Source organism: Escherichia sp. WS1118 (assembly GCF_046487695.1).
Lineage (GTDB): Bacteria > Pseudomonadota > Gammaproteobacteria > Enterobacterales > Enterobacteriaceae > Escherichia > Escherichia coli.
Genome location: NZ_JBJQIZ010000001.1, coordinates 375,918 through 400,740, shown reverse-complemented (window position 1 = coordinate 400,740; position 24,823 = coordinate 375,918). Strand labels below are relative to the sequence as shown.

19 protein-coding genes are annotated in these 24,823 nt (G+C 48.6%); all 19 read left to right on the top strand.

What is annotated here, in order from left to right; genetic code table 11:
• Positions 1 to 250: 250 nt before the first annotated feature.
• The 19 genes from glcA (at position 251) to ACJHYO_RS01830 (ending at position 24,393) form a co-directional block, all read left to right on the top strand.
• Positions 251 to 1,933: a glycolate permease GlcA gene (gene glcA / locus ACJHYO_RS01920; protein ID WP_000259280.1), complete on the top strand. Its 1,683-nt coding sequence runs from the start codon at positions 251 to 253 to the stop codon at positions 1,931 to 1,933.
• A 483-nt stretch (positions 1,934 to 2,416) separates the two neighbouring features.
• Positions 2,417 to 6,982: a lipoprotein metalloprotease SslE gene (gene sslE, locus ACJHYO_RS01915; protein ID WP_085455529.1), complete on the top strand. Its 4,566-nt coding sequence runs from the start codon at positions 2,417 to 2,419 to the stop codon at positions 6,980 to 6,982.
• 163 nt (positions 6,983 to 7,145) lie between these two features.
• Positions 7,146 to 7,955 (top strand): prepilin peptidase PppA, encoded by an 810-nt coding sequence (pppA, locus tag ACJHYO_RS01910; protein ID WP_000895874.1) that lies wholly within the window; start codon positions 7,146 to 7,148, stop codon positions 7,953 to 7,955.
• A gap of 65 nt (positions 7,956 to 8,020) precedes the next feature.
• Positions 8,021 to 8,431 carry a type II secretion system pilot lipoprotein GspS-beta gene (gene gspS2, locus ACJHYO_RS01905; RefSeq protein ID WP_001298257.1) on the top strand — a complete coding sequence of 137 codons (411 nt, stop codon included), beginning with the start codon at positions 8,021 to 8,023 and terminating at the stop codon, positions 8,429 to 8,431.
• Positions 8,432 to 8,448: 17 nt separating this feature from the next.
• Complete coding sequence (gspC, locus tag ACJHYO_RS01900; protein WP_024175985.1) at positions 8,449 to 9,408, top strand: type II secretion system protein GspC; 960 nt, start codon at positions 8,449 to 8,451, stop codon at positions 9,406 to 9,408.
• A 29-nt stretch (positions 9,409 to 9,437) separates the two neighbouring features.
• Positions 9,438 to 11,498: a type II secretion system secretin GspD gene (gene gspD / locus ACJHYO_RS01895; protein ID WP_085455528.1), complete on the top strand. Its 2,061-nt coding sequence runs from the start codon at positions 9,438 to 9,440 to the stop codon at positions 11,496 to 11,498.
• Entirely contained in the window at positions 11,498 to 12,991 is a 1,494-nt protein-coding gene (gspE, locus tag ACJHYO_RS01890) for a type II secretion system ATPase GspE (protein ID WP_085455527.1), read from the top strand. Before gspD ends, gspE begins: the two co-directional genes overlap by 1 nt.
• Complete coding sequence (gspF, locus tag ACJHYO_RS01885) at positions 12,991 to 14,214, top strand: type II secretion system inner membrane protein GspF (protein ID WP_001173412.1); 1,224 nt, start codon at positions 12,991 to 12,993, stop codon at positions 14,212 to 14,214. Before gspE ends, gspF begins: the two co-directional genes overlap by 1 nt.
• 16 nt (positions 14,215 to 14,230) lie before the next feature.
• Positions 14,231 to 14,686, top strand: coding sequence for a type II secretion system major pseudopilin GspG (gspG, locus tag ACJHYO_RS01880; protein ID WP_001087289.1), 456 nt, complete (start codon positions 14,231 to 14,233; stop codon positions 14,684 to 14,686).
• 3 nt (positions 14,687 to 14,689) lie between these two features.
• Positions 14,690 to 15,253, top strand: a complete 564-nt coding sequence (gspH, locus tag ACJHYO_RS01875; RefSeq protein ID WP_001115121.1) for a type II secretion system minor pseudopilin GspH — start codon at positions 14,690 to 14,692, stop codon at positions 15,251 to 15,253.
• Positions 15,250 to 15,621, top strand: a complete 372-nt coding sequence (gene gspI, locus ACJHYO_RS01870; RefSeq protein WP_000820138.1) for a type II secretion system minor pseudopilin GspI — start codon at positions 15,250 to 15,252, stop codon at positions 15,619 to 15,621. The genes gspH and gspI overlap by 4 nt, the downstream gene beginning before the upstream one ends.
• Positions 15,618 to 16,223: a type II secretion system minor pseudopilin GspJ gene (gspJ, locus tag ACJHYO_RS01865; RefSeq protein WP_001683284.1), complete on the top strand. Its 606-nt coding sequence runs from the start codon at positions 15,618 to 15,620 to the stop codon at positions 16,221 to 16,223. Before gspI ends, gspJ begins: the two co-directional genes overlap by 4 nt.
• Complete coding sequence (gspK, locus tag ACJHYO_RS01860) at positions 16,220 to 17,197, top strand: type II secretion system minor pseudopilin GspK (RefSeq protein ID WP_000633186.1); 978 nt, start codon at positions 16,220 to 16,222, stop codon at positions 17,195 to 17,197. Before gspJ ends, gspK begins: the two co-directional genes overlap by 4 nt.
• Positions 17,194 to 18,372 carry a type II secretion system protein GspL gene (gene gspL / locus ACJHYO_RS01855; protein WP_085455526.1) on the top strand — a complete coding sequence of 393 codons (1,179 nt, stop codon included), beginning with the start codon at positions 17,194 to 17,196 and terminating at the stop codon, positions 18,370 to 18,372. The genes gspK and gspL overlap by 4 nt, the downstream gene beginning before the upstream one ends.
• A gap of 1 nt (position 18,373) precedes the next feature.
• Positions 18,374 to 18,910 carry a GspM family type II secretion system protein YghD gene (gene yghD / locus ACJHYO_RS01850; protein ID WP_001555679.1) on the top strand — a complete coding sequence of 179 codons (537 nt, stop codon included), beginning with the start codon at positions 18,374 to 18,376 and terminating at the stop codon, positions 18,908 to 18,910.
• Positions 18,911 to 19,966: 1,056 nt separating this feature from the next.
• Positions 19,967 to 20,743 carry an ABC transporter permease gene (locus ACJHYO_RS01845; protein ID WP_000124294.1) on the top strand — a complete coding sequence of 259 codons (777 nt, stop codon included), beginning with the start codon at positions 19,967 to 19,969 and terminating at the stop codon, positions 20,741 to 20,743.
• Positions 20,740 to 21,417: an ABC transporter ATP-binding protein gene (locus ACJHYO_RS01840; protein WP_001606124.1), complete on the top strand. Its 678-nt coding sequence runs from the start codon at positions 20,740 to 20,742 to the stop codon at positions 21,415 to 21,417. Before ACJHYO_RS01845 ends, ACJHYO_RS01840 begins: the two co-directional genes overlap by 4 nt.
• A gap of 232 nt (positions 21,418 to 21,649) precedes the next feature.
• Positions 21,650 to 23,002, top strand: coding sequence for a CDP-glycerol glycerophosphotransferase family protein (locus tag ACJHYO_RS01835; protein ID WP_001606122.1), 1,353 nt, complete (start codon positions 21,650 to 21,652; stop codon positions 23,000 to 23,002).
• 17 nt (positions 23,003 to 23,019) lie between these two features.
• The gene (locus ACJHYO_RS01830; protein ID WP_001606120.1) at positions 23,020 to 24,393 is read left to right on the top strand and encodes a bifunctional cytidylyltransferase/SDR family oxidoreductase; all 1,374 of its coding nucleotides are present in this window, start codon (positions 23,020 to 23,022) and stop codon (positions 24,391 to 24,393) included.
• Positions 24,394 to 24,823 lie beyond the last annotated feature (430 nt).

Sequence of the window (24,823 nt, the reverse complement as noted above, 5' to 3'; positions counted from 1 at the left end):
ATATTAAATACCCGTAGCGCATCACTAGCGGGATTAAAACAACAATATGGACATCTTAACGATACTCTGCGCCTGCGTGTGCGGAACAGAAACCCTTACCCGATATACTTGTTATGCCAGAGGTAGCAATTGCGTTAGCGGCGTACTGTTGCTGTAAAGTATAACGCCTATATTTTACAGTTCAGTCCTCTTTTGCTTATTACAACCTTAAGTATATCAAGCATATAAAGATAATAAGAGACTGAACAATATGGTTACCTGGACCCAAATGTATATGCCGATGGGAGGACTGGGGCTATCCGCTCTGGTCGCCCTGATCCCAATAATATTCTTCTTCGTTGCACTCGCGGTATTACGTCTGAAAGGACATGTCGCTGGAGCAATAACCCTTATATTATCTATTCTGATTGCGATATTCGCCTTTAAAATGCCGATTGATATGGCATTTGCTGCTGCGGGCTATGGCTTTATTTATGGTTTATGGCCTATTGCGTGGATTATTGTCGCGGCGGTATTCCTGTATAAATTAACCGTTGCCAGCGGCCAGTTCGATATTATCCGCAGCTCGGTTATCTCCATCACCGACGATCAGCGTTTGCAGGTGTTACTGATTGGTTTCTCCTTTGGTGCGCTGCTGGAAGGGGCGGCTGGCTTTGGCGCACCGGTGGCGATTACCGGTGCTCTACTGGTGGGCCTGGGCTTCAAACCGCTATACGCGGCGGGGCTGTGTCTGATTGCCAACACTGCGCCGGTGGCGTTTGGTGCGTTGGGTGTGCCAATTCTGGTCGCCGGTCAGGTAACGGGAATCGATCCGTTCGACATTGGCGCAATGGCGGGACGTCAGTTACCGTTCCTGTCGGTTCTTGTGCCGTTCTGGCTGGTAGCAATGATGGACGGCTGGAAAGGGGTGAAAGAGACGTGGCCAGCGGCGCTGGTTGCAGGGGGAAGCTTCGCTGTCACTCAGTTCTTTACCTCTAACTATATTGGTCCGGAACTGCCGGATATTACTTCGGCGCTGGTGAGTATCGTCTCACTTTCTTTATTTCTTAAAGTCTGGCGGCCAAAAAATACCGAAACGGCAATCAGTATGGGACAATCCGCAGGTGCGATGGTGGTGAATAAACCGTCTTCTGGCGGTCCCGTGCCTTCAGAATATCGTCTGGGGCAAATCATTCGTGCGTGGTCACCGTTTTTAATCTTAACGGTGTTGGTCACCATCTGGACCATGAAGCCGTTTAAAGCGTTATTTGCTCCGGGCGGCGCGTTTTATTCGCTGGTGATTAATTTCCAGATCCCTCATTTGCATCAACAAGTGTTGAAAGCGGCCCCCATTGTCGCCCAGCCGACGCCAATGGACGCGGTGTTTAAATTCGACCCCCTCTCTGCTGGTGGCACCGCTATTTTTATTGCGGCGATTATCTCTATCTTCATCCTCGGCGTGGGGATCAAGAAAGGTATTGGTGTCTTTGCCGAAACGCTAATTAGTCTGAAGTGGCCGATACTGTCGATTGGCATGGTGCTGGCATTTGCCTTCGTGACCAACTATTCCGGCATGTCCACCACGTTGGCGCTGGTACTGGCTGGTACAGGCGTGATGTTCCCGTTCTTCTCACCGTTCCTCGGCTGGCTGGGCGTATTCCTTACCGGCTCTGACACTTCTTCAAACGCCCTGTTTGGTTCACTGCAATCGACCACGGCGCAGCAAATCAACGTCTCTGACACCCTGCTGGTGGCAGCAAACACCAGCGGCGGCGTAACTGGCAAGATGATCTCCCCGCAATCTATCGCCGTGGCCTGCGCCGCGACGGGCATGGTGGGGCGAGAATCTGAACTGTTCCGCTACACCGTGAAGCACAGTCTGATTTTTGCCAGCGTTATCGGCATTATCACGCTGTTGCAGGCGTATGTGTTTACCGGGATGTTAGTTTCGTAAGTCAATAATGCCGGATGATCGTTAATATCATCCGGCTTCGTTTACATTATTCTGTCTTATTAATGGAAAATTATTTCCCGCTTTATTATCCATGCGGCAATAATGTTTTGCGTTCAGATAACATGCTAAATAATTAAGAGCGTGAGAACATCTATTTTTTATCACGCAAAACAAGTCTGTATTAATTATGTTCGCTTGATGAGCAAACTCCGTTCTATCTGTTGCTTTTGCAATCTTAATCGTTAAAACTACCAACAAATTTATATAGTTACGTTGTGAATGGTTGTTAATTTTTTGTTTATTGAAATTTCGTAAAAATAACCATCCAGACATCGAATAGGGGTTATTCTTATAAATTTTACCTGTTTTTCTATCAATGATGCCGTTTTCTTAAGAATGGAGGAAGTTATTAAAGAAGATAAAGCATAAAACTATTTCCTCGGTTACGAATCTTTTAACTTTGTTTTGTCACTTGCGTTATTAATGAATAAGAAATTTAAATATAAGAAATCGCTTTTAGCGGCTATTTTAAGCGCAACCCTGTTAGCCGGTTGTGATGGTGGTGGTTCAGGATCGTCCTCCGATACGCCGTCTGTAGATTCTGGATCAGGGACTTTGCCGGAAGTGAAACCCGATCCAACACCAACCCCGGAGCCGACACCTGAGCCGACTCCGGACCCAGAACCTACGCCGGATCCAACACCTGATCCTGATCCTGAGCCGACACCAGAACCGGAGCCAGAACCTGTTCCTACGAAAACGGGTTATCTGACCCTGGGCGGAAGCCAGCGGGTAACTGGTGCTACCTGTAATGGTGAATCCAGCGATGGCTTTACCTTTACGCCAGGCAATACCGTGAGTTGTGTGGTGGGCAGTACGACCATTGCAACATTCAACACCCAGTCAGAAGCTGCGCGTAGCCTGCGTGCGGTTGACAAAGTGTCGTTTAGCCTGGAGGACGCGCAGGAGCTGGCGAATTCTGAAAATAAGAAAACCAACGCCATCTCTCTGGTGACGTCCAGCGACAGTTGCCCCGCAGATGCAGAACAGCTTTGTCTTACTTTCTCGTCAGTGGTTGATCGCGCGCGATTTGAAAAACTGTATAAGCAAATTGATCTGGCAACAGACAATTTCAGCAAGCTGGTCAATGAAGAGGTGGAAAACAATGCTGCGACTGATAAAGCGCCGTCCACCCATACCTCAACGGTAGTGCCAGTCACGACAGAGGGAACAAAACCGGATCTGAACGCGTCCTTCGTGTCGGCTAACGCGGAACAGTTTTATCAGTATCAACCCACTGAAATCATTCTTTCCGAAGGCCAACTGGTGGATAGCCTGGGGAACGGTGTTGCTGGCGTTGACTACTACACCAATTCAGGCCGTGGCGTAACTGACGAAAACGGTAAATTCTCCTTTAGCTGGGGCGAAACCATCTCCTTTGGTATCGATACCTTTGAACTGGGCTCAGTACGTGGCAATAAGTCGACCATTGCGCTGACTGAATTGGGTGATGAAGTTCGCGGGGCAAATATCGATCAGCTCATTCATCGTTATTCGACGACTGGTCAAAATAATACTCGTGTTGTTCCGGACGATGTACGCAAGGTCTTTGCCGAATATCCCAACGTGATCAACGAGATAATCAATCTTTCGTTATCCAACGGTGCGACGCTGGATGAAGGCGATCAAAACGTTGTGCTGCCTAACGAATTTATCGAGCAGTTTAAGACGGGTCAGGCCAAAGAGATCGATACCGCGATTTGTGCGAAAACCAACGGTTGCAACGAGGCTCGCTGGTTCTCGCTGACAACGCGCAATGTTAATGACGGCCAGATTCAGGGCGTTATCAACAAGCTGTGGGGCGTGGATACGAACTATCAGTCTGTCAGCAAGTTCCACGTCTTCCATGACTCTACCAACTTCTATGGCAGCACCGGTAACGCGCGCGGTCAGGCGGTGGTGAATATCTCCAACGCGGCATTCCCGATTCTGATGGCGCGTAATGATAAAAACTACTGGCTGGCCTTCGGTGAAAAACGCGCCTGGGATAAAAATGAGCTGGCGTACATTACGGAAGCGCCTTCCATTGTGCAGCCAGAGAACGTTACGCGCGATACCGCGACCTTCAACCTGCCGTTTATTTCGCTGGGGCAAGTCGGCGACGGCAAACTGATGGTTATCGGTAACCCGCACTACAACAGCATTTTGCGTTGCCCTAATGGTTACAGTTGGGGCGGTGGTGTTAATAGTAAAGGTGAGTGTACGCTCAGCGGTGATTCTGATGACATGAAGCACTTTATGCAGAACGTACTGCGCTACTTGTCAAATGACATCTGGCAGCCAAATACCAAGAGCATCATGACTGTCGGCACCAACCTGGAGAACGTTTATTTCAAAAAAGCGGGCCAGGTATTGGGAAATAGTGCACCATTTGCTTTCCATGAGGATTTCACTGGTATCACGGTTAAACAGTTGACCAGCTATGGCGATCTGAATCCGGAAGAGATTCCGTTGCTGATCCTCAACGGCTTTGAATATGTGACTCAGTGGTCTGGCGATCCCTATGCTGTGCCTCTGCGTGCAGATACCAGCAAACCGAAGCTGACCCAGCAGGATGTGACCGATCTGATCGCCTATCTGAACAAAGGTGGCTCGGTGCTGATCATGGAAAACGTGATGAGCAATCTTAAGGAAGAGAGCGCGTCCAGTTTTGTGCGTCTGCTGGATGCCGCGGGTCTGTCAATGGCTCTGAACAAATCGGTGGTGAACAACGATCCGCAAGGGTATCCGGATCGCGTTCGTCAGCGTCGAGCGACTGGCATTTGGGTTTATGAACGTTATCCGCTGGTAGAAGGTGAACTGCCGTACACCATTGATGAAAAAACGAAAGAAGTTATCTGGAAATATCAGATTGATAACAAACCAGATAAGAAACCGAAACTGGAAGTTGCCAGCTGGCAAGAAGAGGTTGATGGTGAACAAGTAACTCAATACGCGTTTATTGATGTTGCTAAACATCCAACTGATGAGTCTCTGAAAGCCGCAAAAGATAAGATCTTTGCAGCGTTCCCGGGGCTGAAAGAGTGTAAGGATCCTGACTACCACTACGAGGTCAACTGTCTGGAATATCGTCCTGGCACGGGGGTTCCGGTTACTGGTGGCATGTATGTTCCACAGTATACGCAACTAAGCCTTAATGCCGACACTGCGAAAGCGATGGTGCAGGCGGCGGATTTAGGCACCAACATTCAGCGCCTGTATCAGCATGAGCTTTATTTCCGTACCAAAGGCAGTAAAGGTGAGCGTCTGAACAGTGTTGATCTGGAACGTCTGTACCAGAACATGTCGGTCTGGCTGTGGAACGATACGAAATATCGTTACGAAGAGGGCAAGGAAGATGAGCTGGGCTTTAAAACGTTCACCGAGTTCCTGAACTGCTACGCCAATGATGCCTATGCAGGCGGCACCAAGTGCTCCGCAGATCTGAAAAAATCGCTGGTCGATAACAACATGATCTACGGTGACGGTAGCAGCAAAGCGGGCATGATGAACCCAAGCTATCCGCTCAACTATATGGAAAAACCGCTGACGCGTCTGATGCTGGGCCGTTCCTGGTGGGATCTGAACATTAAGGTTGATGTGGAGAAGTACCCAGGATCCGTATCGGCAAAGGGTGAGAGCGTTACGGAAAACATCAGCCTGTACTCGAATCCGACCAAATGGTTTGCGGGTAACATGCAGTCAACCGGCCTGTGGGCACCGGCCCAGCAGGACGTCACCATTAAGTCTTCGGCGTCAGTCCCAGTGACTGTTACCGTGGCGCTGGCTGACGACCTGACCGGACGTGAGAAGCATGAAGTTGCGCTGAACCGTCCGCCAAGAGTGACTAAAACGTATACTCTGGAGGCTAACGGTGAAGTGACCTTCAAGGTGCCTTATGGTGGTCTGATTTATATCAAGGGCGACAGTAAGGATGATGTTTCTGCTAACTTCACCTTTACCGGTGTAGTAAAAGCGCCGTTCTATAAAGATGGTCAGTGGAAAAACGATCTGGACTCACCAGCGCCGCTGGGTGAGCTGGAGTCTGCGTCGTTCGTCTATACCACGCCGAAGAAGAACCTTGAGGCCAGCAATTACACGGGCGGAGTGGAGCAATTCGCTAAAGATCTGGATACCTTTGCCAGCTCGATGAATGACTTCTACGGTCGCAATGAAACGAGCGGTAACCACCGGATGTTTACCTATGAAGCATTGACGGGGCATAAACACCGTTTCGCCAACGATGTGCAGATCTCCATCGGTGATGCGCACTCGGGTTATCCGGTAATGAACAGCAGCTTCTCGACGAACAGCACCACGCTGCCGACGACGCCGCTGAACGACTGGCTGATTTGGCACGAAGTCGGTCATAACGCTGCAGAAACACCGCTGAACGTACCGGGTGCAACTGAAGTGGCGAACAACGTGCTGGCGCTGTACATGCAGGATCGCTATCTCGGTAAGATGAACCGTGTCGCTGACGACATTACCGTCGCGCCGGAATATCTGGAGGAGAGCAACGGTCAGGCCTGGGCGCGCGGCGGTGCGGGGGACCGTCTGCTGATGTACGCACAGCTGAAAGAGTGGGCAGAGAAAAACTTTGATATCACGAAGTGGTATCCAGATGGCAAGCTGCCAGCGTTCTACAGCGAGCGTGAAGGGATGAAAGGCTGGAACCTGTTCCAGTTGATGCATCGTAAAGCACGCGGCGATGATGTTGGTAACAGCACCTTTGGTGGCAAGAATTACTGTGCTGAATCCAACGGTAACGCTGCCGACACGCTGATGCTGTGTGCCTCCTGGGTCGCCCAGACGGATCTTTCGGAGTTCTTTAAGAAATGGAATCCGGGTGCGAATGCTTACCAGCTACCGGGAGCGGCAGAGATGAGCTTCGAGGGCGGTGTGAGCCAGTCGGCTTACAACACGCTCGCGTCGCTCAAGCTGCCGAAACCGGAACAGGGGCCGGAAACCATGAACAAGGTTACCGAGCATAAGATGTCTGCCGAGTAAGCCTGTAGGCCGGATAAGGCGTTCACGCCGCATCCGGCATGAAATAAGGCGCATCGGGTTAACACATTTGCCCGATGCGCCATCTTATCGGGCCTGGAGGAAAGCCATATGGCATACACCTGCAGGCCCGCATCCGGCAAATTACAACAAATAACCTTTAACCATGCTTTTTGATGTTTTTCAGCAATACCCCGCGGCGATGCCCATACTGGCAACCGTCGGAGGATTGATCATCGGCAGTTTTTTGAATGTGGTGATTTGGCGTTACCCCATCATGCTGCGCCAACAAATGGCGGAGTTTCATGGTGAAACGCCGAGTACGCAGTCAAAAATAAGCCTTGCGCTACCGCGTTCGCACTGTCCGCATTGCCAGCAGACTATCCGCGTTCGTGACAATATTCCGCTGCTCTCCTGGTTGATGCTCAAAGGGCGCTGCCGCGACTGTCAGGCGAAAATCAGCAAGCGTTATCCGCTGGTTGAGTTATTGACAGCACTTGCTTTTTTGCTGGCGAGTCTGGTGTGGCCAGAAAGTGGATGGGGACTGGCGGTGATGATATTATCCGCGTGGCTGATTGCCGCGAGCATCATCGACCTCGACAACCAATGGCTGCCCGATGTTTTTACTCAGGGCGTATTGTGGACAGGACTGATTGCGGCATGGGCGCAGCAGAGTCCGTTAACGCTACAAGACGCAGTCACCGGCGTTCTGGTGGGGTTTATTACGTTTTACTCCCTGCGCTGGATAGCCGGAATAGTTCTGCGTAAAGAAGCATTAGGCATGGGCGATGTATTACTCTTCGCTGCGTTAGGTGGCTGGGTGGGGCCGTTGTCGTTACCCAATGTGGCTTTAATCGCATCATGCTGCGGCCTGATATATGCCGTTATTACAAAAAGAGGATCAACCACACTGCCTTTTGGACCGTGTTTAAGTCTGGGCGGTATAGCAACACTTTATCTACAGGCATTGTTTTAATGATAACCACGTCATTATCAAAGTGACATTTTAACTCTTATTAATAACCTTAGAGATTATTTACCATGTCGATAAAACAGATGCCAGGGAGGGTATTAATATCGCTATTGTTGAGCGTTACAGGATTATTAAGTGGTTGCGCCAGCCATAATGAAAACGCCAGTTTACTGGCGAAAAAACAGGCGCAAAATATCAGCCAAAACCTGCCGATTAAATCTGCGGGATATACCTTAGTGCTGGCGCAAAGTAGTGGCACGACGGTAAAAATGACCATTATCAGCGAATCGGGTACTCAGACCACGCAGACACCTGACGCCTTTTTAACCAGCTATCAACGACAAATGTGCGCTGACCCAACGGTGAAATTAATGATCACCGAGGGAATTAATTACAGCATAACGATTAATGATACACGTACAGGTAACCAGTATCAGCGGAAACTGGATCGTACCACCTGTGGAATAGTCAAAGCATAACGTCGGGTAGATATAAATTGGCGCGGGTTGTTTTTCGTGACGTACGAATTTATCTCATTCAGTTGCTGACAAAAATTCGTCACACTCTTAGCCAGAGACAATCTCTTAATACAGACAAAGAGCATCTGCGAAAAATGGTGCGCGGGATGTTCTGGCTGATGCTGCTTATTATTTCTGCAAAAATGGCGTATTCACTCTGGCGCTATTTCTCCTTTTCTGCGGAATATACGGCGGTTTCCTCATCGGCGAATAAACCGCTCCGTGCGGATGCAAAACCGTTCGATAAAAATGACGTGCAATTAGTCAGCCAACAAAACTGGTTTGGCAAATATCAACCCGTCGCCGCACCGGTAAAACAACCTGAATCTGCGCCTGTGGCAGAAACGCGTCTTAATGTGGTGCTGCGTGGGATCGCCTTTGGTGCCAGACCCGGCGCGGTGATTGAAGAAGGCGGCAAACAGCAGGTCTATTTGCAGGGTGAACGGCTTGGCTCTCACAACGCAGTGATTGAGGAAATCAACCGCGACCATGTGATGCTGCGCTATCAGGGGAAAATGGAACGTCTGAGTCTGGCAGAGGAGGAACGCCCCCCTGTGGCGGTGACCAGCAAAAAAGCCGCCAGTGACGAAGCAAAGCAAGCTGTTGCTGAACCTGTCGTCAGTGCGCCAGTGGAGATCCCGGCTGCCGTGCGTCAGGCACTGGCGAAAGATCCGCAGAAAATTTTTAACTATATCCAGCTTACGCCTGTGCGTAAGGAGGGAATTGTCGGTTATGCAGTGAAACCGGGGGCAGATCGTTCTCTGTTCGATGCCAGCGGTTTTAAGGAAGGCGATATCGCCATTGCGCTAAATCAGCAGGATTTCACTGATCCACGAGCAATGATTGCTCTGATGCGGCAGTTACCTTCAATGGATTCCATTCAACTTACGGTTTTACGCAAGGGTGCGCGCTACGACATTTCCATCGCACTGCGCTAACCGCATTTAATCCAGGAGAATCATTCATCGTGTTTTGGCGTGATATGACGTTGTCTATCTGGCGTAAGAAGACAACTGGCCTCAAAACAAAAAAGCGTTTACTGCCGCTGGTGCTGGCAGCGGCATTATGCAGTTCACCGGTCTGGGCGGAAGAAGCCACTTTCACCGCTAATTTTAAAGATACCGACCTGAAATCGTTCATCGAAACCGTCGGCGCTAACCTTAATAAAACCATCATTATGGGGCCGGGCGTTCAGGGGAAAGTGAGTATTCGCACTATGACTCCGCTCAATGAACGCCAGTATTACCAGTTATTCCTTAACCTGCTGGAAGCACAGGGGTATGCGGTCGTACCGATGGAAAACGACGTGCTGAAGGTGGTGAAATCAAGCGCCGCGAAAGTCGAGCCGCTGCCGCTGGTCGGTGAAGGCAGCGACAACTACGCGGGCGATGAAATGGTCACCAAAGTCGTGCCGGTACGCAATGTGTCGGTACGCGAGCTGGCACCGATTCTGCGCCAGATGATTGACAGCGCAGGCTCAGGCAACGTTGTTAATTACGATCCCTCCAACGTGATTATGCTTACCGGACGCGCCTCCGTTGTGGAGCGCCTGACGGAAGTGATCCAGCGCGTGGATCACGCGGGTAATCGCACCGAAGAGGTGATCCCGCTGGATAACGCCTCAGCCTCGGAAATTGCCCGCGTGCTGGAAAGCCTGACCAAAAACAGCGGCGAGAACCAGCCAGCAACGCTGAAATCTCAAATTGTCGCCGATGAACGCACCAACAGCGTGATTGTCAGTGGTGACCCCGCCACGCGAGACAAAATGCGCCGTCTGATCCGTCGGCTGGATTCAGAAATGGAGCGCAGCGGCAACAGCCAGGTGTTCTATCTCAAATACAGCAAAGCCGAAGATCTGGTCGATGTGCTGAAGCAGGTCAGCGGTACGCTCACGGCGGCTAAAGAAGAGGCGGAAGGCACGGTTGGTAGCGGGCGTGAGGTTGTCTCCATCGCCGCCAGCAAACACAGTAATGCCCTGATTGTTACTGCGCCGCAGGACATTATGCAGTCGCTGCAAAGCGTGATTGAACAACTGGATATTCGCCGTGCTCAGGTGCATGTCGAGGCGTTAATCGTGGAAGTTGCCGAAGGCAGCAATATCAACTTCGGCGTGCAGTGGGGGTCAAAAGATGCCGGATTAATGCAGTTTGCCAACGGTACGCAAATCCCTATTGGTACGCTGGGGGCAGCGATTTCTGCAGCCAAGCCGCAGAAAGGTTCCACGGTGATCAGCGAAAACGGTGCTACCACCATAAATCCGGATACTAACGGCGATCTCTCCACGCTCGCTCAGCTTCTTTCTGGCTTTAGCGGTACGGCGGTTGGCGTGGTGAAAGGCGACTGGATGGCGCTGGTACAGGCGGTCAAAAACGACTCCAGCTCGAACGTGCTCTCCACGCCGAGTATCACCACGCTGGACAACCAGGAAGCCTTCTTCATGGTGGGCCAGGACGTTCCGGTATTAACCGGCTCTACCGTTGGCTCCAATAACAGCAATCCTTTCAATACGGTAGAGAGGAAAAAAGTCGGCATCATGCTGAAAGTCACGCCGCAGATTAACGAAGGTAACGCGGTACAGATGGTGATTGAGCAGGAAGTCTCGAAAGTGGAAGGGCAGACCAGCCTCGATGTCGTGTTTGGCGAGCGCAAACTGAAAACCACCGTGCTGGCTAACGATGGTGAGCTGATCGTGCTTGGCGGTCTGATGGACGACCAGGCGGGAGAAAGCGTGGCGAAAGTGCCGCTGCTGGGTGATATCCCGTTGATTGGTAACCTGTTTAAATCGACGGCGGATAAAAAAGAAAAACGTAACCTGATGGTGTTTATCCGCCCGACCATTTTGCGTGACGGTATGGCGGCAGACGGCGTGTCGCAGCGCAAATATAACTACATGCGCGCTGAGCAAATCTACCGCGATGAGCAAGGCTTAAGCCTGATGCCGCACACCGCGCAGCCGATATTGCCAGCGCAAAATCAGGCCTTACCGCCGGAAGTACGCGCGTTCCTCAATGCCGGGAGAACGCGTTAATGGTGCCTGTAGCACAGGAAACCACCGCTAACACCGTGCGTCTGCCCTACAGTTTCAGCCGTCGGTTTAGCCTGGTGGCATGGTGCGAAGCGTCGCTGGAGATCCTCCATGTTCATCCGTTGTCGCTCTCTGTTTTGCAGGAGCTACAACGGGGGCTGAACGCGCCCTTTACGCTGCGGCAAATCGACGAGGCCGAATTTGAACAGCGGCTGAATGCGGTCTGGCAGCGGGACTCTTCCGAAGCTCGCCAGCTGATGGAAGATCTCGGTTCCGCCGAGGACTTTTTTACCCTCGCTGAAGAACTGCCGGAAACGGAAGATCTGCTGGAAAGTGACGACGATGCGCCGATCATCAAACTGATCAACGCCATGCTGGCAGAGGCAATCAAAGAAGGCGCTTCGGATATCCACATTGAGACGTTTGAAAAGAGTCTGGTGATCCGTTTTCGTGTTGACGGCACATTACATGAAATGTTGCGCCCCGGTCGTAAACTGGCCTCGCTACTGGTATCGCGTATCAAGGTGATGGCGCGACTGGATATCGCCGAAAAGCGCGTACCGCAGGATGGCCGTATTGCGCTGCTGCTGGGCGGTCGGGCGATTGACGTCCGTGTATCAACCATGCCTTCCGCCTGGGGGGAACGGGTGGTGCTGCGACTGCTGGACAAAAACCAGGCTCGCCTGACGCTGGAGCGTCTGGGTTTAAGTCTCGAACTGACTGCGCAGTTGCGCCAGCTGTTACACAAACCGCACGGCATTTTTCTGGTGACGGGGCCGACCGGTTCCGGCAAAAGCACCACGCTGTACGCTGGATTGCAGGAGCTGAACAACCACTCGCGTAACATTCTCACGGTTGAAGACCCTATCGAATACATGATTGAAGGGATCGGTCAGACGCAGGTTAACACCCGCGTCGGCATGTCATTCGCCCGTGGCCTGCGCGCAATTTTGCGTCAGGACCCGGATGTGGTGATGGTCGGTGAAATCCGCGATACCGAAACCGCAGAAATCGCTGTTCAGGCTTCACTGACCGGACACCTGGTACTTTCCACCCTGCATACCAACACAGCGGTGGGGGCGATCACGCGTTTGCAGGATATGGGCGTGGAGCCTTTCCTGCTCTCTTCCAGTCTGACGGGCGTGATGGCGCAGCGACTGGTCCGCACGCTGTGCTCCGACTGCCGTCAGGCCGCGCCTGCCACCGACGAAGAAAAACGTCTTATGGGGATCTCCGATACGCATGCCGTCACGCTGTACCATCCGCAGGGCTGCCCTGCCTGTAATCACAAAGGTTTTCGCGGACGTACCGCTATCCATGAACTGATTGTGGTGGACGCCACATTGCGTGATTTGATCCACCGTCAGGCCGGGGAACTGGAGCTGGAACGTTATGTCCGGCAACACTCCGCAGGTATTCGCAGTAACGGCATTGAGAAAGTGCTCGCCGGAGAAACCTCTCTCGATGAAGTTCTGCGGGTAACCATGGAGGCGTAATGGCACTGTTTTACTATCAGGCGCTGGAGCGTAATGGTCGCAAAACCAAAGGCATGATTGAGGCGGATTCCGCGCGTCATGCCCGTCAATTGTTACGCGGTAAAGACCTCATTCCCGTGCACATTGAAGCCCGGATGAATGCATCGGCAGGGGGAATGTTGCAGCGTCGGCGGCACGCACATCGTCGCGTGGCGGCGGCAGATCTGGCGCTGTTCACTCGTCAACTGGCAACGCTGGTGCAGGCAGCAATGCCGCTGGAAACCTGCTTACAGGCGGTCAGTGAGCAAAGCGAAAAACTGCATGTAAAAAGCCTCGGAATGGCGCTGCGCAGCCGGATTCAGGAAGGTTATACCCTGTCGGACAGCCTGCGCGAACATCCCCGCGTCTTTGACTCCCTGTTTTGTTCGATGGTCGCTGCCGGAGAAAAATCCGGACATCTCGACGTGGTGCTCAATCGCCTGGCGGATTACACCGAACAGCGACAGCGCCTGAAATCACGTCTATTGCAGGCCATGCTCTACCCGCTGGTACTGCTGGTGGTGGCAACGGGCGTGGTCACTATTTTGCTGACGGCAGTAGTGCCGAAAATTATCGAACAGTTTGATCATCTCGGACACGCGCTGCCCGCCTCCACCCGAATGCTCATCGCTATGAGCGACGCGTTACAGGCCAGCGGCGTGTACTGGCTGGCGGGTTTGCTGGGGCTTCTGGTGCTGGGGCAACGGCTACTCAAAAATCCTGCCATGCGCCTGCGCTGGGATAAAACCTTGCTGCGTTTGCCCGTGACGGGGCGTGTTGCGCGCGGACTGAATACGGCGCGTTTTTCCCGCACGTTAAGCATCCTCACCGCCAGCAGTGTTCCGCTGCTGGAAGGCATTCAGACCGCCGCCGCCGTGTCGGCAAATCGTTATGTCGAGCAACAACTGCTGCTGGCGGCAGATCGCGTCCGCGAAGGAAGCAGCCTGCGCGCCGCGCTGGCGGATCTTCGCCTGTTCCCGCCGATGATGCTGTACATGATCGCCTCCGGCGAACAGAGCGGCGAGCTGGAAACCATGCTTGAACAGGCCGCGGTCAACCAGGAACGGGAATTTGATACCCAGGTGGGGCTGGCGTTAGGGCTGTTTGAGCCGGCGCTGGTGGTGATGATGGCGGGCGTGGTGCTGTTTATCGTCATCGCCATCCTCGAGCCGATGCTGCAACTGAACAATATGGTTGGAATGTAATTTACGGAGTTATCACATGAATTCGTTATCCCGCACACAAAAACCACGGGCAGGTTTTACCCTGCTGGAAGTGATGGTGGTGATTGTTATTCTTGGCGTCCTGGCAAGTCTGGTGGTGCCTAACCTGTTGGGCAACAAAGAGAAAGCCGATCGGCAAAAAGCCATCAGCGATATCGTGGCGCTGGAGAATGCGCTGGATATGTACCGACTGGATAACGGGCGTTATCCGACCACCGAACAGGGACTGGAGGCGCTGATCCAGCAGCCAGCCAATATGGCGGACGCCCGCAACTACCGTACCGGTGGATACATCAAACGACTGCCAAAGGATCCGTGGGGCAATGATTATCAGTATCTCAGCCCGGGTGAAAAAGGGCTGTTTGATGTTTATACCCTGGGAGCAGATGGTCAGGAAAACGGGGAGGGCGCTGGCGCAGATATCGGTAACTGGAATTTGCAGGAGTTTCAGTAATCAGTGCCTGAACGCGGATTCACACTTCTGGAAATCATGCTGGTGATTTTCCTTATCGGCCTTGCCAGTGCGGGCGTGGTACAGACGTTTGCGACCGCTTCAGAGCCGCCTGCGAAAAAAGCGGCGCAGGATTTTCTGACTCGCTTTGCGCAGTTTAAGGACAGGGCAGTGATCGAAGGGCAAACACTCGGTGTGCTAATCGACCCGCCAGGTTACCAGTTTATGCAGCGTCGTCACGGGCAATGGTTGCCCGTTTCTGCGACCCGGTTATCGGCACAGGTTACGGTGCCGAAACAGGTGCAGATGCTGTTACAACCCGGCAGTGATATCTGGCAGAAGGAGTATGCGCTGGAGCTGCAGCGTCGTCGCCTGACGCTGCACGATATTGAACTGGAGCTGCAAAAAGAGGCGAAAAAGAAGACACCGCAGATCCGTTTTTCGCCTTTTGAACCTGTCACGCCGTTTACACTGCGTTTTTACTCGTCGGCACAAAACGCGTGTTGGGCGGTAAAGCTGGTGCACGATGGCGCGTTATCCCTCAATCAATGTGATGAGGGGATGCCATGAAGCGTGGATTTACCTTGCTGGAAGTAATGCTCGCGCTGGCGATTTTTGCGTTGGTCGCCATGGCGGTGTTACAGATTGCCAGCGGTGCGCTGAGTAATCAGCACGTTCTTGAGGAAAAAACGGTGGCTGGTTGGGTAGCTGAAAACCAGACCGCGCTGCTTTACCTGATGACCCGTGAACAACGAGCGGTCAGGCACCAGGGCGAGAGTGATATGGCAGGAAGCCGCTGGTACTGGCGAACGATCCCTCTGAATACCGGTAACGTGCTGCTCCAGGCGGTGGATATTGAAGTCAGTCTTCATGACGACTTTTCGCCAGTGATTCAGTCACGACGCGCCTGGTTTAGCGCCGTGGGAGGCCAACAGTGAGAAGGGCTCGCGCTGGTTTCACGTTACTGGAAATGCTGGTGGCAATAGCCATTTTTGCCTCACTGGCACTGATGGCGCAGCAGGTGACAAACGGCGTTACACGCGTGAATAGCGCCGTCGCCGGACACGATCAAAAACTAAACCTCATGCAGCAAACGATGAGTTTTTTGAACCACGATCTGACACAAATGATGCCGCGTCCGGTAAGAGGCGATCAGGGCCAGCGTGAACCAGCGTTACTGGCGGGCGCTGGCGTGCTGGCGTCTGAGAGTGAAGGGATGCGTTTTGTACGTGGCGGCGTGGTTAATCCGTTGATGCGTCTGCCGCGCAGTAATCTGCTCACCGTCGGTTACCGCATTCATGGTGGTTATCTCGAACGGTTAGCCTGGCCACTGACCGATGCGGCAGGCAGCGTGAAGCCAACAACGCAAAAATTAATCCCGGCGGATTCGCTCCGTTTGCAGTTCTACGACGGCACGCGCTGGCAGGCGAGTTGGTCATCAGTGCAGGCGATTCCTGTGGCAGTACGCATAACCCTGCATTCGCCACAATGGGGCGAAATTGAACGCATCTGGTTGTTACGCGGGCCGCAATTATCATGATCACCTCACCACCAAAACGCGGAATGGCACTGGTCGTGGTGCTGGTATTGCTGGCGGTCATAATGCTGGTAACCATCACGCTTTCCAGTCGGATGCAGCAACAACTTGGGCGAACGCGCAGCCAGCAGGAGTACCAGCAGGCGCTGTGGTACAGCGCCAGTGCAGAAAGCCTGGCGCTGAGCGCGCTCAGTCTGAGCCTGAAAAATGAAAAGCGTGTGCATCTGGCACAGCCGTGGGCTTCTGGCCCGCGTTTTTTCCCACTGCCGCAGGGGCAAATTGCCGTCACTCTGCGTGACGCACAGGCCTGCTTTAACCTGAATGCCCTCGCTCAGCCGACGACGGCGTCGCGTCCGCTCGCGGTACAACAACTGATTGCCCTGATCTCGCGCCTCGATGTGCCTGCTTATCGGGCCGAACTGATAGCCGAAAGCCTGTGGGAGTTTATTGACGAAGACCGCAGCGTGCAGACGCGTCTGGGTCGTGAAGACAGCGAGTATCTCGCCCGCTCGGTGCCGTTCTACGCCGCTAATCAACCGCTGGCTGATATCAGCGAGATGCGCGTGGTGCAGGGAATGGACGCCGGGCTTTATCAAAAACTGAAACCGTTGGTCTGTGCGCTGCCGATGGCCCGCCAGCAAATCAACATCAATACATTAGATGTCACGCAAAGTGTGATTCTTGAGGCGCTGTTTGACCCGTGGTTAAGCCCTGTTCAGGCGCGGGCATTATTACAACAACGTCCGGCGAAGGGCTGGGAAGATGTCGATCAGTTTCTTGCTCAGCCGCTACTTGCAGACGTCGATGAGCGTACTAAAAAACAGCTAAAAACCATCCTGAGCGTGGACAGCAATTACTTCTGGCTGCGTTCAGATATCACCGTGAATGAGATTGAACTGACGATGAATTCGTTAATTGTCCGCATGGGCCCACAACACTTTTCTGTTCTCTGGCATCAGACAGGAGAAAGTGAGTGAGTTCCATGCTTGAGATTTTTTTCCCGCTTTGCGCCGCTGATCCCATCCGTTGGCAGCGCCATACACCCGACGTGGAGCACGGTATCTGGCCTGACGTTGCTGACGAACGTCTCCAGCAATGGCTGCAAACTGATGCGATTCGACTCTACATTCCCGGCGAATGGATCAGCGTCTGGCAGGTTGAACTGCCTGATGTGCCCCGCAAGCAGATACCGACGATTCTGCCCGCCTTGCTGGAAGAAGAGCTGAACCAGGATATCGATGAACTGCATTTCGCCCCGTTGAAAATCGACCAGCAACTGGCAACCGTAGCTGTGATTCACCAGCAGCATATGCGCAACATTGCGCAGTGGTTGCAGGCAAACGGCATCACCCGCGCTACCGTCGCGCCAGACTGGATGTCCATTCCTTGTGGGTTTATGGCTGGCGATGCGCAACGGGTTATCTGCCGCATCGATGAATGCCGGGGATGGAGCGCCGGGCGGGCGCTGGCTCCGGTCATGTTCCGCGCACAGCTCAATGAGCAGAATTTACCGATTTCACTAACCGTGGTCGGCATTGCACCGGAAGAACTGTCTGCATGGGCTGGTGCGGACGCCGAACGCCTGACCGTTACGGCTCTGCCCGCCATTACCACTTATGGCGAATCGGAAGGGAACCTGCTAACAGGGCCGTGGCAGCCTCGTGTCAGCTACCGAAAACAGTGGGCGCGCTGGCGGGTGATGATTCTGCCGATATTGCTGATTCTGGTTGCGCTGGTAGTGGAACGGGGCGTGACGTTATGGAGCGTCAGCGAACAGGTGGCGCAAAGCCGCACCCAGGCGGATAAACAGTTCTTAACGCTATTCCCGGAGCAGAAGCGGATTGTGAATTTACGCTCGCAGGTGACGATGGCGCTGAAAAAATATCGCCCACAGGCTGATGATACCGATCTGCTTGCCGAGTTGTCTGCGATCGCCAGTACCCTGAAATCCGCATCACTTTCCGACATTGAGATGCGTGGTTTCACCTTTGATCAAAAACGCCAGACGCTTCACCTCCAACTGCGGGCTGCGAACTTTGCCAGCTTCGACAAACTGCGTAGCGCACTGGCGGCAGATTATGTTGTGCAACAGGACGCGTTACAGAAAGAGGGTGATGCGGTTTCCGGCGGCGTAACGTTGCGGAGGAAATAACATGTTACGCGATAAATTTATTCTCTATTTTCAGCAATGGCGTGAACGCCAGTTAAGCCGTGGCGAACACTGGCTGACACAACACCTGGCGGGGCGTTCTCCGCGTGAAAAAGGCATGTTACTGGCAGCGGTAGTGTTCCTGTTTAGCGCCGGATATTACGTTCTCATCTGGCAGCCGTTGAGCGAACGGATTGAGCAACAGGAGACGATGTTGCAGCAGCTGGTGGCGATGAACGCGCGACTGAAGAGCGCCGCGCCGGATATTATTGCGGCGCGAAAATCCGGCACGACAACGCCAGCACAGGTATCGCGGGTCATCAGCGACAGTGCTTCGGCGCATTCAGTGGTCATTAAGCGAATAGCCGAGCGCGGGGAGAATATCCAGGTCTGGATAGATCCTGTGGTATTTAATGATCTGCTGAACTGGTTAAACGCGCTGGATGAAAAATATGCGCTGCGGGTGACACAAATTGATGTCAGTGCTGCTGAGAAGCCTGGGATGGTGAATGTGCAGCGGCTGGAGTTTGGACGGGGGTAGGTATTGCCATTTCCTTAACCCCACCTGATAACCCTTAGCCCAATGGTGAGTGCGGAACTGTCAAACCCGCTCACCGGGCTGAGTTTCGATGTAGCAAGAATTATCTCCCTCCAGACCACCACGGAATATTCGGTAACACTGAAGGAACCTGTTTTTCACCATGTAGCCTTCGTTAATCGACACCTTTCTAAGACTGTAAAGATGCTTAAGTGTTTTGACACATTATGATTATTAATAGTTGTAATAAATCATTGAGTAACAATTGATAGGTCAAAACATATAGGATAATTCTTATGTGATCTGTATTTTGTGTAGCCTGGAAATTAGTAAAATTACTGGAGATAATCAGAAAGGGAATTTCAAATAAGCATAATAATTTCCAGGGAAACTATTCGTCGATTTTAAGAAATGTCTGCTCAGGTATATCTACTGAGGGATAATGCTGGCTGTAACGCTGGTTAAAATAAATGCACAAAATAATCAAGATGTATATTTTAATTGACGAAAATAATTACTCACGGAATTATTAATGGGGCTTAAATAACACCGTTTAAATGTGATGTAAATCACAAATGTGACTGTAAAGAGGGTGCTGTAGATATAAATAAGAAGTACATGAGTGAATTTTAAATAGGGAAATAGTTTCTCGCTAAACAATTTATTGGTAATCAATCGCATGCGTTCTGGTTTGAAACAGATTGCAGGTATTGTTACGCATAAAATCCATAGGGGGTATTATAATCAAGTAGTTAACAGTAAGAACAAAAAATAATTTCCTGAGAAATTAACTCTACATTCTAAAACGGCCAGTTTTCTGAAATTACCAGAAGACCGAATACATTCATGCCTGAAGAATGGATTAGAAGAAACGAGACGGAAATAGATCTATTTATCCCTGCGGAAATAATTTCTGCTGAAATTTTTTGCGGCTATTAAAAAGGTCAAACCGTCTGAGTAAATTTTATCCAGTTACAAATAAGCATTACCTCCAGTGTATTGGTAGCTGTTAAGCCAAGGGCGGTAGCGTACCTGAAGAGATTAGGATCACATCATCAAATGGCAAGAAGTGGATTTGAAGTCCAGAAAGTCACCGTAGAGGCATTATTTCTACGAGAAATACGAACACGCTTTGGTAAGTTCCGTCTGGGATATTTGTGGGCGATTCTCGAACCCTCTGCGCATTTGCTGATACTGTTGGGCATTTTTGGTTACATTATGCACCGCACGATGCCAGACATCTCATTCCCGGTGTTTTTACTTAATGGCCTGATTCCCTTTTTTATCTTTAGCAGTATCAGCAATCGTTCTGTAGGTGCTATTGAAGCGAATCAGGGGCTGTTTAATTATCGACCAGTAAAACCCATCGATACGATCATTGCGCGTGCATTGCTTGAGACACTGATTTATGTTGCTGTTTATATATTGCTTATGCTTATTGTCTGGATGGCAGGCGAATATTTCGAAATAACAAACTTTTTACAACTTGTGCTTACCTGGAGTTTGTTAATCATTCTTTCATGTGGCGTTGGCTTAATATTCATGGTCGTTGGTAAGACTTTTCCTGAAATGCAAAAGGTCCTGCCGATACTGCTTAAGCCGCTGTATTTCATCTCCTGCATCATGTTCCCTCTACACTCGATTCCGAAGCAATACTGGTCATATCTACTCTGGAATCCATTAGTGCATGTCGTAGAGTTAAGCCGCGAGGCAGTTATGCCTGGCTATATCAGCGAAGGCGTGAGTCTGAACTACCTTGCAATGTTCACTCTGGTCACCCTGTTCATCGGTCTGGCGTTATACCGAACGCGTGAAGAGGCAATGCTGACATCATGATTAAGATTGAAAATTTGACGAAGTCATATCGCACGCCAGCGGGTCGACATTATGTCTTTAAGGATTTAAATATTGAAATCCCTTCAGGAAAAAGTGTTGCCTTTATTGGTCGCAACGGAGCGGGTAAATCAACGTTACTGAGAATGATTGGCGGCATTGACCGCCCCGACAGTGGAAAGATCATCACTAATAAAACAATATCATGGCCAGTCGGCCTCGCAGGTGGATTTCAGGGAAGTTTAACCGGACGCGAAAACGTAAAATTTGTTGCGCGGTTATACGCGAAGCAAGAAGAGCTGAAAGAGAAAATTGAGTTTGTCGAAGAATTTGCCGAACTCGGTAAGTACTTCGATATGCCGATTAAAACTTACTCATCTGGTATGCGATCGCGTTTAGGCTTTGGTTTAAGCATGGCATTTAAGTTTGATTATTATATCGTCGATGAAGTAACGGCGGTCGGTGATGCCAGGTTTAAAGAGAAGTGCGCTCAATTGTTTAAAGAAAGGCATAAAGAGTCTAGTTTTTTGATGGTTTCACATAGTTTGAATTCACTGAAAGAGTTTTGCGATGTGGCCATTGTATTTAAAAATGATAACGCGGTTAGTTTTCATGAAGATGTTCAGGGCGGGATAGAGGAGTATAGGTGTGATGGTATATTAAATCCATTACCATAAGTCATATATTGATGATGTAAAAAAGAGTTATTACAAAATCGATCTAAAGCATTTATCTTATATTATAAAAATACACTTTAATTGTGTATAGTAAAATAAGATGAGTATGCCTTTGTTGAGCTAAAAAATGTAAAATGTAATGGTATTTTTATTAGATGTCACATCTTAAGATAAAAATATTTTATGCATTCATATTTTAAAGCATTAATTGTTTTTGAAAAGGAGTTGGAGCTTGTCAAAGTTAAGCAAGTTAGTAACAAAGCCTGATATGTTCTTCAGAGATATGATTAAGAAAAGACGTGGGGATACAATAAAAGACTCAAATAATAAAAAACAACCTGATAAATCAGAAAAAGTCAATATTGTTTCAAAAACACCTAAGTTGGCTGAAAAAGATAAGAAAAAAAACATTACTAATAACTTAGCTAAAAATGAACCTAAAATGATTACAACAAACATTAGGCTGTTTACAAAAATAAACCACTTGATACATACGGGAGAAGGTATAAATTGTTCATTTCATATTGAACAATGGATCGGTGAATTTATAGCCTCAAATGAAAGGTTTGCATTATTAATTAGAGACATTAATCTTTATAATTGGGCTATTACAAAATATCCCAATGTGGATATTGTGTATGCAAAGTCAGCCATCGCAGTGGAACAGGTTCTGAATCAGTTACCATATCTTAAAGCAATTTACTATCTTTCTAATACTGGTAATTTGATTCATACTCTAAGATATAATATTTACCAACATATATTTTTAGGACATGGCGATAGTGATAAAGCAGCAAGTGCGCATAAGTTTTTTAGGGTGTATGATGAAATTTGGGTAGCAGGGCAGGCACATATTGATAGATTTAAAAATGCAGGATTCAATGTAGAACATATAAAGTTTGTTAAAGTAGGGCGTCCTTCCTTAAAGCAAATTGTAAAACAATCTGTTAGTAATAATAATGTGACAGAACATATTATTAAAACACTAACTTACTTTCCAACATGGGAAGGTGCTTTTGAGGAGAATAATTATTCATCAGCTAGATTGTCACCTATATTTCTCTCTGAATTACAACAAAAACTTAATTGTAAAATAGTAGCTAAATACCATCCACTTACAGGCTCACGAGATAAAACATTAGAAACGATCCAAGATGCATTACAAAATAGTTTCATAGATCGTTCTTGCATGCTTTCAATTGCTAACAAGTCAGAACCGATACCCAACTTGGTTGTTAACAGTGATTTGTTTATTTGTGATATTTCAGCTGTAGTAAGTGAATGTATATCTTCATTATCTCCAATTTTCATTTATATTCCTGAAGATCGTAATGTGATTACTTCTGGAAGTGATATGCATTATTCTGATTATGCATACACCTTTTCAAATATAGAGCAGTTGATGCAACTAATAGAAAACATAATTATTAATGGGAATGATCATCTAGCTGAAGCCAGATATAAAGCATTAGATTATCTTTTGAGTGTAAATGAAACAGTAAACGATGCATTTTTAAGTGAGCTTAAGAGAATAAGTTCAACTGTTTCAGAAAAAGAAAATAAACGTGAATTTGTCATTCAATAAAAATAAGGTGGTTTAATATGAAAAATATTGCTGTTATTCTTTCTGGTGGTTCAGGTGCGAGATTTGGAGGAACCTTACCAAAGCAGTTTACAAAGTTAGCAGGAAGAGCAGTTATAGAATATACTATCGATGCTTTCGAAAGAACAGAGTTAATTGATGAAATTATTATAGTTTCACAACCAAATTACACTGAACTGACATGGGATTATGTGAAGAAAAACCAATGGAATAAAGTTACAAAAATTTTTAATGGAGGGAAGGAGCGATTTGATTCAACATATTCAGCGTTACAAGGCTTGGAAGGCGAAGACGATAATTGCAATATCCTTTTCCATGATGCTGTAAGACCATTAATCGATGAGACAATAATTAGTAATTGTATCGAATCTCTGAAAATTTTTGAGGCTGTAGATGTTGTTATTCCATCGGCAGATACCTTAGTCGAGGTCTATGATGACGGATGTATTTCTAATATACCAAATCGCGCACTAATGCGGCGGGGCCAAACACCACAAGCATTTAAGTTAGGAACAATAAAATTGGCATATCAACGTGCAATTGCTGAAAAGCGGTTTAGTTTTACGTGTGATTGTGGTGTTGTTCGATCAATGGTACCTGGTGTCCGGGTTGCTACAGTCATGGGGACTGAAGCAAATATGAAAGTAACACAACCTATTGATCTTTTTATCGCAGAAAAATTACTTCAGGAAGCGAATAAAATATCTTTTTCTACAGGTGATGATTTAAGTTTTATTAAAGGGAAAAATATTGTCATCTTTGGTGGGAACAGTGGTATTGGATTGGAAATACAAAAGGAGGCAATTTTATTAGGCGCAAATGTTGAAGTTGCAAGTCGTTCTTTCAATAATGTTGATATTGCTAATATCAAGAATATAGAACACTTCCTTAATAATGTTAATGAAAAGTTGGGATCAATAGATTATATAATAAATACAGCTGGTGTTTTGATAAAGAAACCAATTGATGCACTTACATTTAATGAAGTGAATTCTCTAATAGGCATTAATTATGTTGGCGCTGTTAATATAGCTATCGCTGCAAAAAAATATTTAAAAAAATCTTCAGGGATGCTATTGAATTTTACATCAAGTTCGTATACTCGTGGACGTTCTTATTATGCTCTTTATTCATCTTCGAAGGCTGCAATTGTAAACTTTACCCAAGCAATTGCAGAAGAATGGACCTCAGACAACATAAAAGTTAATTGTATTAATCCAGAAAGAACTGCAACACCGATGAGAACATCGAATTTTGGCGTTGAACCAAGCGACTTGCTTCTTGACCCCAAAGATGTTGCCCTTACAAGCCTTAAAGTGTTAGGCTCAAACAGAACAGGGCTTATTGTTGATATCCGTAAAGATGGAAGATGATTTGTAATTGATAGAGAATTATACGGGTGTTAATTAACCGGTGGGCAATTAACAAACGCTATATCACAGGTAGTGGCTAATAATCATTTTACAGATAGTAATCATAAATGATTAATCATTAAAGTTAATAAATAAACAAAAATGATTAGTACTATAAATTTCATTATGCTACTACCTTATTTAAATTATGTTTATTTATCATGGCCTAATATAACATGTAATTATCAATGTTTTACTTATAACATGACTGTTTTTGAGTTTTAGTTATTGTAATAAACGATCTGTAATTTAATATTCTTAACAAAAAATGGATGAATGTATATTTCATTTAGGTTTTCCATAAAGCATTATAAATTTATTTTTTACAAGATTTTACTACATTTTTTATTAAGAATGAGATTTTAAATAGCATTGCTCCAGATAAATTGCA